Genomic DNA, 13,517 nt, shown 5'->3' with positions numbered 1-13,517 from the left:
GGTAAATTTTAATGAGAATTGATCGTATTTAGCATGTATCCTCGTGTCATGACATCCCGCACACCCTTTCTCTGTTCGCGGGCCATTGATCTGGCAGGTTTCCCCCCCATGCTGAATATCATGTCCGATAAATCCGTACGTCATGCCGCCAGCATGTCGCTGGGCAGTGAAGGTGAAGCCTCTGCTGCCGGCGGTGTGCGCACCGCATCCCCTCTGTCCCTTGCGGGACGCCTGCGTCGCGCGCTGCCGTTTCTCGGCCCGGCGATGATCGCCGCCGTCGCCTACATCGACCCCGGCAACTTCGCGACCAACATCGAGGCCGGCTCCCGCTATGGCTATACCCTGCTGTGGGTGGTGCTGTGGGCCAACCTGATGGCGATGTTGATCCAGACCCTGTCCGCCCGGCTGGGGCTGGCCACCGGCAAGAATCTGGCGGAAGTCATCCGTGAGCGCTTCCCGCGTCCGGTGGTCTGGGCCTTCTGGGTGCAGGCGGAGATCGTGGCCATCGCCACCGATCTGGCCGAGTTTCTCGGCGCGGCGCTGGCCTTCAATCTGCTGTTCGGGCTCAGCATGCTGGAAGGGGCGCTGTTGACCGGTGCCATCACCTACGCGGTGCTGGTGATGCAGCGCTACGGCTTCCGCATGATGGAGATGATCATCGGGGCGATGATTCTGGCGGTGTCGGCGGGCTTCCTGCTCGAGATCATCCTCAGTCGTCCGCCGGTGGAGCCGATCATCTACGGCCTGCTGACACCAGGTTTCCCGGATAGCCATGCCATCTTCCTGGCGGCGGGTATCCTGGGTGCCACCGTGATGCCGCATGTCATCTACCTGCATTCCGCGCTGTCCCAGAACCGCATCCGGGTGCGTGACAGCGGTCAGCGTCGTCGCGTGATGGGTTACTACCGTCTCGATGTGATCATTGGCATGGCGCTGGCGGGGCTGATCAACATGGCGATGCTGGTGCTGGCCGCCAAGGTCTTCCATGGCAATGGTGAGACCGGCGTGGCTTCCATCACCGAGAGCTACAAGCTGCTGTCGCCGCTGATGGGCCAGAATGCCGCGAGCCTGATCTTCGGCTTCACGCTGCTGCTGGCGGGGCTGTCCTCGTCCATCGTCGGCACCCTGTCCGGGCAGGTGGTGATGCAGGGCTTCGTCAACTTCCGCATTCCGCTGTGGCTGCGCCGCGTGATCACCATGGCACCGGCCATCGCCATCATCCTGATGGGGCTGCCGGAGCAGCAGGTGCTGGTCGCAAGCCAGGTGGTACTCAGCTTCGGGATTCCCTTCGCGCTGGTGCCGCTGCTGATGTTCACCGCCAATCGCCGCCTGATGGGGGACCTGGTCAATCGGCACTGGGTGACGGCCATCGGCATGCTGGTGGCGGCGATCATCATCCTGCTCAATGGCTATGTGCTGGTCGGGGAGCTGATGTAGGGCGAGTCACTCTGTCCCGACACCTGATGGGCAACGCCCCGGTTCGCGCCTCATTCGTGAGCGTTGGACCGGGGCGTTTCGCGTCGTGGGGCGGCAGAGGCCTCACTCGGGCCTGACACGGCAGGCAGGGCGTGGCTGGCCAGCAGGATCGCCTGCACCCGGCTGGCGACCCCCAGCTTGTGCAGGATGGCGGAGACATGCGACTTGACGGTGGTCTCCGCCACGCCCAGCTGCCAGGCGATCATCTTGTTGGACTCGCCCAGCACCATGCGCTCCAGCACGCCGCGCTGCTTGGTGGTGAGGGTCTGCCAGCGCCGCGCGAATTCAGCATCGCTGAGGCTCGGCGCCAGTCGGGGCGCTGGCGGTGGCACTGGTACCGATGATGCTGGTGCCGATGATGCTGATGCAGATGATGCTGAGAGCGGCGCTGGACGCGGCGCAGCGCGCATCAACTGGGCAGGCACGTAGACCTCCCCGGCCAGCATGCGTGCGAGGGCATCGCGCAGGGTCTGCGCCGAACTCGACTTGGACAGATACCCCACCGCACCGAGCGCCAATGCCTCGAGTACCGTCTCGCGCGCCTCGTGGGCGGAGAGAATCGCCACCGGCAGCCAGTCTGCCTCCTCGCGCAGGCGCGCCAGGCCTTCCAGGCCGTGGCTGTCGGGCAGGTCGAGATCCAGCAGCAGCAGGTCGAGACTGTCAGCATGATGAGCGATCACGCTGAGCGCTTCCTCGAGACTGGCGGCCTGCAGCAGCTCGTATTCTGGCGTAGAGCCGTCAGCGACGGCCAGATTCAGGGTACGACTGATGGCATCACGGAACAGCGGATGGTCATCCGCGATCAGCAGACGGTACATGAAGGCTCCTGGCCGGTCGTTGGCGGGCGATGTTCTGGTCATGACGTTCCAGGCCATGGCTTTCCTGATCATGACCTTGCTGACAATAGCTACCCTGAGCATAACGTCATGGCGTGGTGTCGTGCCTTGCGGCCTTCGCGGTATGGCCTGTCTTTCCTTTCTTCCTCTGTCTTCCTGTCCCATCTTTCTTGCCTGCCGGGTCTCTCCCTTTTCTCCTCCCAAGGGATGAGACGGTTTCCGCCCATGGGCGCATGTCGCGAATGCCACAAGTGAACAAGACTGTGAGGGTCGCCTGATCAAGCAGTTCTTGATGCAGTCATTGATGCAGTCGTTGACGGTCAGGCGAGGGACAGGAGCGCCATCTCCTGTCCACGTGACTTACAACAACAGGTCGTCGATCACGAGCGCCACTCGTGAATCCGACCCACAGGAGTTCGCCATGATCTACGCCTCCCCGGGCAGCGCCGACGCGCTGGTCACGTTCAAGGACACCTACGGCAATTACATCGGCGGGCGTTTCGTCGAGCCGGTCAAGGGGGAATATTTCGACAATGTCAGTCCGGTGACGGGTGAGGTGTTCTGCCGTATCCCGCGCTCGAGTGCGGAAGACATCGATCTCGCGCTGGACGCCGCCCACAAGGCAGCCCCCGCCTGGGGCAAGACCTCGGTGCAGGAGCGCTCCAACATCCTGCTCAGGATCGCGGATCGCATCGAGCAGAATCTCGAGATGCTGGCGGTCGCCGAGACCTGGGACAACGGCAAGGCGGTGCGCGAGACGCTGAACGCTGATATCCCGCTGGCAGCGGATCATTTCCGCTACTTCGCCGGTTGCCTGCGCTCCCAGGAGGGCACCGCGGCGGACATCGATGCCAATACCGTCTCCTATCACTTCCACGAGCCGCTGGGGGTGGTGGGGCAGATCATCCCGTGGAACTTCCCGATCCTGATGGCGGCCTGGAAGCTCGGCCCGGCGCTGGCGGCGGGCAACTGCGTGGTGCTCAAGCCGGCGGAACAGACCCCGGCCTCGATCCTGGTGCTGGCGGAACTGATCAATGACCTGCTGCCGGCAGGGGTGCTCAACATCGTCAACGGCTATGGCGCCGAGGCCGGACAGGCACTGGCGACCAGCAAGCGCATCGCCAAGATCGCCTTCACCGGTTCCACCCCCGTGGGCTCGCACATCCTCAAGTGCGCCGCGGAGACCATCATTCCCTCCACGGTGGAGCTGGGCGGCAAGTCCCCCAACATCTACTTCGCCGACATCATGAATGCCGAGCCCGAGTTCATCGACAAGGCTGCCGAAGGGCTGGTGCTGGCGTTCTTCAATCAGGGCGAGGTGTGCACCTGCCCGTCACGCGCCCTGATCCAGGAAAGCATCTACGACGACTTCATGGCCCGTGTGATGGAGCGCGTGAAGACCATCAAGCGCGGCAATCCGCTGGATACCGACGTGCAGGTCGGCGCCCAGGCATCTCGCGAGCAGTTCGACAAGATCATGTCCTACATGGATATCGCCCGTGAGGAGGGGGCCGAGGTGCTCACCGGCGGCAGCAGCGAGCAGCTGGAGAACGAGCTGGCCAACGGCTATTACATCCAGCCGACCCTGCTGAAGGGCCACAACGCGATGCGTGTCTTCCAGGAGGAGATCTTCGGACCGGTGGTCGCCGTCACCACCTTCCGCGACGAGGCCGAGGCGCTGGCCATCGCCAATGATACCGAATTCGGTCTCGGCGCCGGTGTCTGGAGTCGCGACATGAACGTCGCCTTCCGCATGGGCCGCGGTATCCAGGCCGGTCGCGTGTGGACCAACTGCTACCACCAGTATCCCGCCCATGCCGCCTTCGGTGGCTACAAGAAATCCGGTGTCGGTCGCGAGACCCACAAGATGGCACTGGAACACTACCAGCAGACCAAGAACCTGCTGGTCAGCTACGACATCAATCCGCTCGGCTTCTTCTAGGCCTGTCCGTCAGCGCCACCGAGGCTAGTGGCGCTGAATCCACCTCCCGCGATGCCTCCTCGAGGAATTCCTCTCGATGCCCGCGCCAGATCCGACTTGCTTGATCTGGCGCAGGGCAGGGAGCACCGCGTCTGGTTTCAATGAAGAGGCAGGTCCGGGGCGTGCGCGAACACTGCCCCTCGCTCACGACCGGACGGGATCGCACTCTCCGCCTGATCTCTGGCTCGCCTTTCCAAGGTTCGTCTTTCGACAATGAATGAGGAGTCCATCATGGATAACAGCATGAAAGCCGCCGTGGTACGTGAATTCGGTGCACCGCTGGTGATCGAGGAAGTCGCGGTACCGCGACCAGGGCGTGGCGAGATTCTGGTCGAGGTCGCCGCCTCCGGGGTCTGTCATACCGACCTGCACGCCGCGCATGGCGACTGGCCGGTGAAGCCCAACCCACCGTTCATCCCGGGACATGAGGGAGTGGGGACCATCGCGGCGGTGGGCGAGGGTGTGACCCACGTCAAGGAAGGCGACCGGGTCGGGGTGCCCTGGCTCTACTCGGCCTGTGGCCATTGCGAGCACTGTCTGGGAGGGTGGGAGACGCTGTGCGAGAGCCAGCAGAACACCGGCTATTCGGTGAATGGCGGCTTTGCCCAGTACACGCTGGCGGATGCCGGCTACGTGGGGCGTCTGCCGGACAGCGTGGGCTTCGTGGAGATCGCGCCGGTGCTGTGTGCCGGGGTCACGGTCTACAAGGGGCTCAAGATGACCGACACTCGCCCCGGTCAGTGGGTGGTGATCTCGGGGATCGGCGGGTTGGGTCACATGGCGGTGCAGTACGCCCGCGCCATGGGCCTGAACGTGGCGGCGGTGGATGTCGATGATGCCAAGCTGGATCTGGCCCGCCGTCTGGGGGCCACCGTGACCGTGAATGCCATGAAGGAAGATCCGGCAGCCGTCATCAAGCGCGAGATCGGCGGCGCGCACGGCGCACTGGTGACGGCGGTGTCGCCCAAGGCCTTCGATCAGGCCCAGAACATGCTGCGCCGTGGCGGTACCCTGGTGCTCAACGGCCTGCCGCCGGGTGACTTCCCGCTGCCGATCTTCTCCACGGTGCTCAACGGCATCACGGTGCGTGGCTCCATCGTCGGTACGCGTCAGGACCTGCAGGAGGCGCTGGACTTCGCCGCGGAAGGCAAGGTCGCGGCCACCGTGCAGACCGGCAGGCTCGAGGACATCAATGACATCTTCGGGCGCATGATCGACGGCAAGATCGAAGGGCGCATCGTGCTCGACATGAAGTCTTGAGGCGTTCACTGTCCTGAACTTGAACTCTCTCCACCGACGACAGGTCTGCTGGATTCGGCAGGATTCGGCAGGATTCGGCAGGCGGCAGGAGACTAGACACGACAACGCCAGCCCTCGGGCTGGCGTTGTCGTGTCTGGCATGGCCGTGTGCGTCAACTCTTACGCGGGCACTTCAAGGAGCTCTCCATGACGAGCTCGGGCTTCTGCTCATACCGTGCCGAATTTCTCGTTCTCACCCATGTCCGGGGTGTGGTCCTTGTCGAGGTTGGCGCGCGCAATCTCATAGAGTTGATACGCCTTGCTCTCCTTGGCCTTCCAGTGCTCACCGGATTGCACCTTGACCTCCAGCAGAGTGACATCGGGGTCATCCTTGCCTTCCGGGAACCAGGCGGCCACGAACGGATTCCAGAACTTGTCGATCAGGCCCTGATCGCGGTGCAGATTGGCATGACCGCTCAGCGACACATAGACGCCATCATCCTGATCGGAAAAGCTCAGGCAGACCTCGCTGTCCTTCTTTGCTTCAAACACCTTCTCGGCACTGGCTCGCGTGAAGAACCACAGGGTGCCGTCATAGTCATCCTGCACCAGATGCATCGGGCGGGCATGTGGCATGCCGTCACCCTGCGTCACCAACATGCCGACCTTCACATCCTTGATCAGCTTCCAGATCTTCTGCTTGTGCTCCGGGCTCGACATCGTGTGTCACTCCTTTGCCTCATGCGAATGAAAATCCGGCTGGCTAGCCGTTGAACAAGACCTTGGAGCGACACCCCGCAACTTCAAGGGATGATGGTGAAGCTTTCACTTGATGAGTCAGCACTTGATGAATCAGCGCTTGATCAATCGGGGCTTGATTCAGGCGCCCGGGCGGCTCACTGCGCTGCCGGTGCCTGCCAGGCCTCGCTGCCCCACAGCGGCACGCTGCTCAGCGCATGCTTGAAGCTACCGCTGGTTTCCTTGGTGCTGTAGGCGATGTAGAGCAGGCTCTGGGAGTCACGGTCCAGAATGCGCCGGATCTTGAGGCTCTTGAGCAGCACGCTCTTGGACTTGCGATAGACCTCCTCGCCACTCTTGGAGGTGTCGATGTCGGCGAGCATCGCCGGGGTGATCGGGCCGGTCTGGCGGCAGGCGATGCTCATGTCGGAGGGGTCGGAGAAATCGAGATTCGCCTCGATGTTGCTCAGGTGACAGGTCACGCCCGGCACCTTGGGGTCGATCAGGCTCTCGATCTTGATGTCCTTGGTGGTGAACAGGCCCAGCGAGACATCCCCGACCTCATTGTCGTCACAGCCGGCCAGCAGCAGGCCAGAGGCGATCACGCCCAGCAGGGCGGCACGAGGGGATAGGCGGCGCAGTCGAGTCATGGGGTCATCCTTGAGTCAGTGGGTAAGGCGGAAGCGGCAAGGCGATGATAGCGTGTCGGGCGACGTCCGGGCCTCACTCATCGCCGAAGACGTGCAGATTCAGCAGGTGGGAGCTGCCCAGCCACATCACGCCCTGGGTGTGATCAAAGAGATCATCACCGGTTCCGGCGTGCACGAAGATGTCCAGCGTGCCGCGATTGAGCGCCAGCCACGGGATGATGCGCCCGAAGTCTTCGGGAGCGAAGGACAGCTGACAGCTCCACAGCGGGTGCGGGCCTACCGGCTGCTCATGGAAGCGACCGACGCGCAGCGGAAAGTGCTGCTCGGCGCGGGCCGCCAGCTCGCGAGCGGCGGCCAGACTCTGCTCATCGGTGTAGTAGAGATGTGCGTGGTAGTAGTGGATCTGCGGTGTCATGGCGTTGCCCCGGTCATTCTCGAATGTCTGTCTGAAAGCGTGGCCCAGAAGGTCATGCTGGCTGGCGGCAGAGGTCGCCAGGCGTGATGGCGCGCGGAGATCAGCCCCAGGCCTTGTAGATCAGCTGCACGCCGACCAGCGCCATCGCGAGGATGATCAGGCGGAAGAACAGCTTCTCGTTGACGCGGGATTGCAGCCACAGGCCGCTCCTGACACCTGCCCAGGCCACCGGCACCAGCAGCAGCGAGGTGGACAGACTGGTGAGGTTGACCTCGCCCAGCGCCACGTAGGGGCCCAGCTTCATCAGATTCATGCCTGCGAAGATGATCACCGTGGTGGCGATGAAGGTCTCCTTGGGATGCTGACGCGGAATCATGTACAGGTTGTAGGGCGGGGCACCGGCGTGGGCGAAGAAACTGGTGAAGCCGGCCGTGGCACCGGCAGGAATGGCCAGCCAGCGCGGCAGCGGGTTCCTCGCGGTGGGCTTGAACAGCATGTAGGCGGCGAACAGCAGCGAGATGACGCCCAGCAAGCCACGAATCATGTTCTCGTTCAGCTCATCGAACAGCACCACGCCCACCGCGATGCCGATGGCGGCGCTGGGCAGGATGATGCGCACCTCCGACCACAGCTGCTTGCCCCACCAGGCGCGAGCGCTGAGAAAGTCCATCACGATCAACAGCGGCAGCAGGATGCCGGCCGCTTCCAGCGGACCGATGGCGAGTGCCATCAGCGGCACGGAAAGCGAGCCGAACCCGCCGGCGAAGCCGCCCTTGGAGATGCCGGTCAGGTAGGTCGAGAAGACGATCACGCTCCAGGCCAGGGCGGAGTAATCGGGCAGGGTCAGCAGAGAGTCGAGAAGATCGGTCACGGGCAGCTCTTGTCAGTGGCAGTCAGGACGAGGCCGGGGCGTGTCATTCTCGCCATGTCGCTCCCGTCATATCGTGCTCGCCATGTCGTGGTCAGGTGTCGTCACGCCGTCGGCGTCATGCCATTGTTGAACAATTCCGTCCGGTCTTCATCCCGACACGCTGCAATGAAGTCTTTCCCTTGACGCACCAATGCGCTAAAAGGCGCATGTCGCACAGTGTTTTCTTTCGAGACACTGGGCGAGCAGCCTGATCTGGCAGGAGCTGTCACGACGCCTGTCGCTCGTTGGTCGAACAATCTCTGAGGTGGCGATGTCACGCGCTCCATTTGAAATCAGCGGTACCCGCATCGCGCCGGGAACGCGGGCCCAGGTCGATGTGCCTGTCGCCAAGCTCTACACCCACGCGCCGTTGCATATCCCCGTCGAGGTGGTGCATGGCCGTCAGCCCGGCCCGGTGCTGCTGGTGTGTGGTGCCATCCATGGCGACGAGATCAACGGTGTCGAGATCGTGCGTCGCCTGCTCAAGAGTTCCAGCCTCGCGCGGCTGCGCGGCACCTTGATCGCGGTGCCCATCGTCAACGTCTTCGGCTTCGTGCAGCACACGCGCTACCTGCCGGACCGCCGGGACCTCAACCGCTGCTTCCCGGGCAGCGAGAGCGGTTCGCTGGGCTCGCGGGTGGCGGCGCTGTTCCGTGAGCAGATCGCCGATCAGGCCACCCACATCATCGACCTGCACACCGGCGCGATTCATCGCACCAACCTGCCGCAGATTCGCGCCACCATGAGCGGCAGCGACGCCACGCGCCAGATGGCGGATGCCTTCGGTGCACCGGTACTGCTGAACGCCGAGCTGCGTGAAGGCAGCCTGCGCGCCTATGCCAGTGGCCGTGGCGTGCCGGTCATCACCTATGAGGCCGGCGAGGCGCTGCGCTTCGATGAGTGGGCGATTCGTCCGGGTGTCAGCGGCGTGAAGCGCGTGATGCGCTCCATCGGCATGCTGGCCAAGGACCGCGACCGCAAGCCCAGCTCCCGCGCGGTGGAGATGTCCAACGGCTCCAGCTGGGCGCGCGCCTCCATCGATGGCATCGTCCAGAGCCGCGTGGGTCTGGGAGACCGCGTCGAGAAGCATCAGGTGCTGGGCATCGTCGCCGACCCCTTCGGCAACAGCGAAAGCGAGGTGCTGTCGCCGGCGGATGGCATCATCATCGGTATGGCCAATCTGCCGCTGGCCAACGAGGGCGAGGCGCTCTATCACGTGGCGCGCTTCCATGCGATCGATGATGCCGAGAGCGCCGTCGACAACTTCCAGCAGCTGTTCGTGCCGGACTCCATCTAGGCGGTTTGTTTCACTTCAGGCCACTTAATGGCCCTGTTGCTGGCAGTGACAACGCAAACGCCCCGCTCAATGAGCGGGGCGTTTGCGTTGTTGCAGCAGCCTGTCGTGTCGTCGTCGCCAGTGAAGATGACGACGACTGCGAGATCAGCCGTGGCTGGTCTGGGGCTCGAGCGGGCCGTCATGACGCGATTCCGCGCCGTGCATCCAGTCGACCAGCTTGCCGGCGAACACCAGCAACAGCAGGCCGCCGAGCACGCCGGTGATGGCGATGCCACCGAACACGCTCATGGCGCCGGCTTCGCCGACCAGCGAGCCGATCATCCCGGCCAGGTAGTTGGCCAGTGCCACGAAGGCGAACCAGGCGCCCATCATCAGCGCGCCCATGCGAACCGGCGACAGCTTGGTGACCATCGACAGCCCCACCGGCGACAGGCACAGCTCGCCCAGGGTGTGGAAGAAGAAGGCACCGACCAGCCACATCATCGAGGCGCTGCCCGCAGATTTCTGCTCCAGCACCGCGCCGATCATGCACACGAAACCGATGCCGAGGGCGATCAGGCCGAAGGCGAACTTGACCGGTGAGCTGGGCTCGCGGTCATTCATGCGTGTCCACAGTCCCGCCAGCAGTGGCGAGAGCAGGATGATGAACAGCGGGTTGAGCGACTGGAACCAGGCCGCCGGGACTTCAAAGCCCATCAGCATGCGGTCGGTGTAGTCCTGCGCGTACAGTGCCATCAGGCCGCCGCCCTGCTCGAAACCGGCCCAGAACAGGATGGTGAACAGACCCAGCACCAGGATGACCTTGATGCGATCGCGCTCCTCGCGGCTCAGCGGTGTCCTGGTGGTGCTCCTCTTGCTCAGGCGAGCCTCGCGTCTGGCGCTGGGCTCCACGCCGAGCTCGCCCAGATGGCGTGGCGCGAAGATCAGCTGGATGGCGACCGCCAGCAGCATGCCGATACCCGCCACTAGGAAGCCGGCGTTCCAGCCATAGCCTTCGGCCATGGAGCCCGCGACGATACCTGACAGCAGCGCACCGAGGTTGATGCCCATGTAGAAGATGGTGAAGGCGCCATCACGACGGTGATCGCCCTGTGGATAGAGATCGCCGACCATCGTCGAGATGTTGGGCTTGAACAGGCCGTTGCCGACGATCAGCAGGCCGAGACCGACGTACAGCAGCATCTCGGCATCCAGACCACTCATGTCCGGTGGCACGGCCAGCACGAACTGGCCGGCCGCCATGATCAGACCCCCGATCAGAATCGCGCGGCGTGCGCCCAGCCAGTTGTCCGCCAGTGCGCCGCCGAACATCGGCGTGATGTATACCAGCCCCGTGAAGATGCCATACAGCTGCAGGGCATCGCCCTGATTCCAGCCCAGCCCGCCGCTGGTGACGGCATCGGTGAGATAGAGCACCAGCAGGGCGCGCATGGCGTAGTAGGAGAAGCGTTCCCACAGTTCCGTGGAGAACAGCAGATAGAGTCCGGCCGGGTGCCCGAACAGCTCACGGCTGTTGGCTCCGGAGGGGGAGGATGTGGACATGGAACCTCGAAGGATGTGTCAGCATGAGCAGCGCAGTCCGTGATGGGGGACTGCATGGACCGGTCCACAGGTCTGTGGGGGAAGCCGGTGACGGAGCCGTTGTATGGCCGTCAACACGTCAGCACGACGTGACGATGACGTGACCTGTTGTTGTCCGCATGGTCAGTCATTCTGCGCGAGACGCCCTTGTCAGACAATCAAACGAAAGTCATGCATGTCATTGGTATTAAAGGAGTTATCAGCTTATACAGCGACGCAGGGTTGCGTGTTTCGGCATCTGTGAATGTTCTGTCATCGCGCCTTTCGCGATAGGGGCTGCCGGTCGCTGGCTCGACGGCTCGACGGATCGACGGATCGTTTGGGACGTAGAGAACATGGGAATGCCAGAACGACGACACCCGGCACATGGGCCGGGTGTCAGTGGACGGTCTTCTGGAAATGCTGCGTTCCTGAGGAAAGGGACAGAGGCTACCGGATCAGGCCTGTTCGACCTGTGTCTCGGGCCGGTGCTCCGGCACGCGGGCCATGGCGTCATCGATCACCTCGATGCCCGCGCCCGGCTTGTGGGCGTTCTCGGAGACATGGCGGCGGAACTGGCGTCCGCCCGGCTGGCCCTGGAACAGCCCCAGCAGATGGCGGCTGATGTGATTGAGGCGCACGCCCTCGGCGAGACGCTTCTCGATGTAGGGGCGGAAGGCACGCAGCGCATCGTGGCGGCTGGTGTGCGGGTTCTCGGCCTCGCCGTACAGCTCGCTGTCCACCGTCGCCAGCAACCAGGGGTTGTGGTACGCCTCACGGCCGACCATCACGCTGTCGACATGCTCCAGCTGCTCGTGCAGCTCATCCATCTGCTTGAGACCGCCGTTGATGCCGATATGCAAGGACGGGTGCGCCTGCTTGAGACGGTGCACGCGGCCGTAGTTCAGCGGCGGCACATCGCGGTTCTCCTTCGGCGACAGGCCCTGCAGCCACGCCTTGCGTGCATGCACGCTGAATGTGTCGCAGCCGGCGTCGGCCACGGTGCTGATGAAGCGCTCGAGATCGGCGTCCTCATCCTGATCATCGATCCCGATGCGGCACTTCACCGTCACCGGAATCTTCACCTGCGCCTGCATCGCCGCCACGCATTTGGCCACCAGCTCCGGATGCCCCATCAGGCAGGCACCGATCATGTTGTTCTGCACGCGATCGCTCGGGCAGCCGACATTCAGGTTCACCTCGTCGTAGCCCCAGCTCTCGGCGATCGCCGCACACTCGGCCAGCGCCTGAGGGTCGCTGCCGCCCAGCTGCAACGCCAGCGGATGCTCCGTCTCGTCGTGACCGAGGAAGCGCTCGCGGTCCGGATTGAACAGCAATGCCCCGGTGGTCACCATCTCCGTGTACAGCAGCGTACGCCGGCTCAACACGCGCGCGAAGGCGCGGTAGTCACGGGTCGTCCATTCCATCATCGGCGCAACGGAAAAGGTGCGGTCAATCGGTGTCATCGGCATGGCAGTCATATCGGCTGGTGTGGGAGCAGGGGACGGAGCATCAGGTGCAGGCGCTGTCGAGACAAGCGGGCGGTGATTCTAGCAGCATGTGAGGCGAAGCGCCGAGTCAGAGGGAGCCGCGAGCCATTGCTCCGCTCATGGCTCAATGCGTGTTGTTGACCTTCAGCGCCTCGATATCCTGGGCGATGTCTTCGGCGAGCTGGCGGACGGCGTCGCTTTCGCCTTCACGCTGGGCGTAGGCGCGCAGGCCCATGACTTCGGCCTGCAGGCGGCGACCGAGACGTTCCGGTTGGTGCGCGGGGCGCTCGGGGTCGACGAGTTCACCGGCGTCGCGGGCGTCCGCGAAGGCCTGGCGGAAGCGGGCTTCCATGCCGGCGAGCAGTGTCTCGACCTTGTCGCGGGCGGCCTGTTCGCGCTCACCGAGTTCCAGCAGGCTCTTGGCCAGCATGCAGGCGCGTGACGGGACTTCGCTGTCACGCAGTCCGCCGAGCTTGCGGATGTAGGCGGCGAGGGCGGTCAAGGGCGAGTCGTGGCTGGCCATCAGGCTTTCCATCTCGCGCAGGCTGCGCGCGGAGTAGCACTCCAGCGCTTCCTGGAAGAGGCCATCCTTGCTGCCGAAGGTGGCGTAGATGCTGCCGGGACGCATGTCGAGCGCGCGCTCGATGTCCTTCAGCGAAGTGGCATGAAAGCCCTTCTGCCAGAAGAGATTCAGCGCCCGGTCGAGGGAGTCCTGGCGGTTGTGCAAGGTCGCGCGTGGCATGGCTGTCCTGACGATGGGGCTCGCGAGTGTCGCCTGACTCCACACAGTGTGGAGGGGAGGCTGGTCCCGAGGAGCAAGGTATTGAGTGAGTACTCAATTTTAACTTGAATGACCGCTCAAATCCAGCTAGTGTGTCCCACGACAACGTAGTGAAGCGCATGAGCAGGTCTTTTTTTGAGCAAT

General features: G+C 63.7%; 12 protein-coding genes. 4 read left to right on the top strand and 8 right to left on the bottom strand.

Annotated elements, in window-relative coordinates:
- Positions 1–120 precede the first annotated feature (120 nt).
- The gene (locus tag BFX80_RS15060) at positions 121–1,437 is read left to right on the top strand and encodes an Nramp family divalent metal transporter (RefSeq protein ID WP_240499598.1); all 1,317 of its coding nucleotides are present in this window, start codon (positions 121–123) and stop codon (positions 1,435–1,437) included.
- Between the two features lie 50 nt (positions 1,438–1,487).
- On the opposite strand, the gene BFX80_RS15055 is transcribed toward BFX80_RS15060, so the two are convergent.
- A complete protein-coding gene (locus BFX80_RS15055; RefSeq protein WP_084209319.1) occupies positions 1,488–2,294 on the bottom strand; it encodes a response regulator in 807 nt (268 codons plus the stop codon).
- A gap of 439 nt (positions 2,295–2,733) precedes the next feature.
- Here BFX80_RS15055 and exaC point away from each other — a divergent pair, with 439 nt between their 5' ends.
- Together exaC and adhP are read left to right on the top strand one after the other, a co-directional pair.
- Entirely contained in the window at positions 2,734–4,254 is a 1,521-nt protein-coding gene (gene exaC, locus BFX80_RS15050) for an acetaldehyde dehydrogenase ExaC (RefSeq protein WP_084209318.1), read from the top strand.
- Between the two features lie 270 nt (positions 4,255–4,524).
- Complete coding sequence (gene adhP / locus BFX80_RS15045) at positions 4,525–5,553, top strand: alcohol dehydrogenase AdhP (RefSeq protein ID WP_169477233.1); 1,029 nt, start codon at positions 4,525–4,527, stop codon at positions 5,551–5,553.
- Positions 5,554–5,760: 207 nt separating this feature from the next.
- On the opposite strand, the gene BFX80_RS15040 is transcribed toward adhP, so the two are convergent.
- The 4 genes from BFX80_RS15040 to BFX80_RS15025 form a co-directional block, all read right to left on the bottom strand.
- On the bottom strand, positions 5,761–6,252 hold the full coding sequence (locus tag BFX80_RS15040) for a pyridoxamine 5'-phosphate oxidase family protein (protein WP_084209317.1): 492 nt from the start codon (positions 6,250–6,252) through the stop codon (positions 5,761–5,763).
- Between the two features lie 176 nt (positions 6,253–6,428).
- A complete protein-coding gene (locus BFX80_RS15035; protein WP_077379193.1) occupies positions 6,429–6,920 on the bottom strand; it encodes a CreA family protein in 492 nt (163 codons plus the stop codon).
- Positions 6,921–6,993: 73 nt separating this feature from the next.
- Positions 6,994–7,335: a DOPA 4,5-dioxygenase family protein gene (locus BFX80_RS15030; RefSeq protein ID WP_084209316.1), complete on the bottom strand. Its 342-nt coding sequence runs from the start codon at positions 7,333–7,335 to the stop codon at positions 6,994–6,996.
- Positions 7,336–7,435: 100 nt separating this feature from the next.
- Positions 7,436–8,206, bottom strand: coding sequence for a sulfite exporter TauE/SafE family protein (locus BFX80_RS15025; RefSeq protein ID WP_240499597.1), 771 nt, complete (start codon positions 8,204–8,206; stop codon positions 7,436–7,438).
- 310 nt (positions 8,207–8,516) lie between these two features.
- On the opposite strand from BFX80_RS15025, the gene BFX80_RS15020 reads away from it, so the two are divergent.
- Entirely contained in the window at positions 8,517–9,542 is a 1,026-nt protein-coding gene (locus BFX80_RS15020) for a succinylglutamate desuccinylase/aspartoacylase family protein (protein ID WP_077379197.1), read from the top strand.
- 144 nt (positions 9,543–9,686) lie between these two features.
- Here the strand turns inward: BFX80_RS15020 and BFX80_RS15015 are convergent, their stop codons facing one another.
- The 3 genes from BFX80_RS15015 to BFX80_RS15005 all read right to left on the bottom strand — a co-directional run bounded on the left by BFX80_RS15015 (position 9,687) and on the right by BFX80_RS15005 (position 13,334).
- Positions 9,687–11,084, bottom strand: coding sequence for a peptide MFS transporter (locus BFX80_RS15015; RefSeq protein ID WP_084209315.1), 1,398 nt, complete (start codon positions 11,082–11,084; stop codon positions 9,687–9,689).
- A 476-nt stretch (positions 11,085–11,560) separates the two neighbouring features.
- A complete protein-coding gene (gene dusA / locus BFX80_RS15010; RefSeq protein WP_084209813.1) occupies positions 11,561–12,568 on the bottom strand; it encodes a tRNA dihydrouridine(20/20a) synthase DusA in 1,008 nt (335 codons plus the stop codon).
- Positions 12,569–12,716: 148 nt separating this feature from the next.
- The gene (locus BFX80_RS15005) at positions 12,717–13,334 is read right to left on the bottom strand and encodes a TetR/AcrR family transcriptional regulator (RefSeq protein WP_084209314.1); all 618 of its coding nucleotides are present in this window, start codon (positions 13,332–13,334) and stop codon (positions 12,717–12,719) included.
- Positions 13,335–13,517: the final 183 nt, after the last annotated feature.

It is taken from the genome of Cobetia marina (assembly GCF_001720485.1).
Taxonomy (GTDB): domain Bacteria; phylum Pseudomonadota; class Gammaproteobacteria; order Pseudomonadales; family Halomonadaceae; genus Cobetia; species Cobetia marina.
Note: the sequence above shows the minus strand (reverse complement) of the source record. Positions and strands in the feature narration are given on the sequence as shown.